Below are 1,934 nucleotides of genomic sequence, written 5' to 3'. Positions count from 1 at the left end.
TTCAATGTTATCATGTATTAGAATAAAATCTTTTAATTGAAACTCATCATTAATATAGTTTTTATCCGAGGTGTACATATAGGTCTGCACATTTTCAGCATTTTTTAGCCCATCAACTTTTTCACGATAATGCTCCCCATCTCCTATATAAGCTTTAAACTCTTGATTAGTTAAACTTACAGGCACTCGCCATACTTTACAACTATTCCAACGTTCGCAATCAGCAGATGTCCAGCTTCGCTTACCTTCAGCATCTAATACTTTATTATCCCAAAACAAATTATTCTCATATATCATTCGCCCAGTTAAACTTTTTATTGCTTTATGCCAAAGCTCTTCTTTGCTATAGTATTTCCTATCCCGCCAACAATATCCAGCTCTGTTTTTAGCCTCAAATTCTTCTTGTGATACATTGAATGGTTTATGATTTTTCTTTAATAATTCACTCCAGAAATGATACGGTGGTCTTTCATAATATAAATCCCGTATTTTAAAGCCACCAGCCACCATTGATACTAACACAAGAATAATCAAGCTATATTTTGCCGGCTTTGGATGCGCTTCCCCTAAATCCATTACCTTATTTAGTATCCAAGCAATGCATAAGAGTAAAAGTAAAATAATTAGGATAATGCTAACTATCCAAAAAATGGGGTCGTCAAATATTAGCAAAATATTAACGATTATATTATTAAACATAACACCATATTCTCCATGCACACATGAATTTCATCTGCTTAAATAGTAACAAATTATGTATTAGATATGAAGTATTTATAAATAAATCTATAAAAATTAAAAAACCTGTGATTATGATTAATCACAGGTTTTAATTTAAATCTAACTTATTGAGTTTAAATTATTTATCAAAATAAGTTGCAAAATTATCTAATAAGCCATTTTGACTCAATAATTCACACATTTGCATACCATCAATTGCATTTGTATTTAAACCAGCCATTGCATTAACAAGCTGCTGAACTTGACTGGTTACCAAAGGATAACCAAGTTCGTCATTATGTTTTATGCTGCTTGCAAAATAAATATAATAATTACCATCTTTATTATTATTATTTTTAAATGCAGCTTTTATCTCCGAAATTGTCACCACCCGGTCTTTAAAAACAAACTTTTCAACTGCAGCCCAGTTATTACAATCATTAGAGAGACAATCTCTGATTTCTACTGAATCGCCTTCATTATAGCCCACAAGAAACAATGTATTTCCCTTTTTACAGAATGTAACTTCAGCTACATTTACATCTGTAAATATAATTGTATCTTCCTTGCTATTATCACCCTGCAATGTAACCTTACCATCCCAGACAAAATCATGACCATGGCCCTTAGAAAAAATATATACATCACTTCCACCACCACCGGAAAGATAATCGTTATCTAACCCCCCAATAAATATATTATTTCCATTATAATTAGTATAGAGAGTATCTGTGCCATCTCCTCCCATCAAAATATTATTTCCACCTTTAACTTGCATACTATCATTTCCATTTCCCCCATCCAGAATAGTATCATCATTTCCCCCACTTATGAGATCGTCGCCATTACCTCCAAAAATTATTGCTTTACCGATTGTGAAATCAATTTCATTATTACCATCGGTACCATATAATATCATACCCCCTTTCCGAAATTGTTCCAGAGTAACCGTCTTATCCTTAAATACAAAGTTTTCTATGGCATATTTATCACCTGCATAAAAGAAGTCTCTTACTTCAATTGAATCTCCTTCGTTATAGCCATAAATAATTAAAGTATTACCATTCTTGCGGAACTTAACTTCATCAAAATTCACATCCAGAAATTGAATCGTATCTGATTTACCATCACTATCACAAACAAAATCCTGACCATGCCCCTTGGCAAATACATAGGTATCATTTCCTTCTCCACCGTAAAGTCTGTCATTTCCT

At 32.4% G+C, this 1,934-nt stretch carries 1 protein-coding gene and 1 pseudogene; both read right to left on the bottom strand.

All coding sequences use genetic code 11. The features are described 5' to 3' along the window. Positions 1 to 576 (bottom strand): annotated as a pseudogene (locus BHC51_RS00945) (hypothetical protein); the annotation flags it as partial. Positions 577 to 859: 283 nt separating this feature from the next. Continuing rightward, a partial coding sequence (locus BHC51_RS00940) for a calcium-binding protein (RefSeq protein ID WP_143558700.1) occupies positions 860 to 1,934 on the bottom strand: 1,075 nt, incomplete at its 5' end.

It is taken from the genome of Snodgrassella alvi (assembly GCF_002777745.1).
GTDB classification, from domain to species: Bacteria; Pseudomonadota; Gammaproteobacteria; order Burkholderiales; family Neisseriaceae; genus Snodgrassella; species Snodgrassella alvi_D.
Note: the sequence above shows the minus strand (reverse complement) of the source record. Positions and strands in the feature narration are given on the sequence as shown.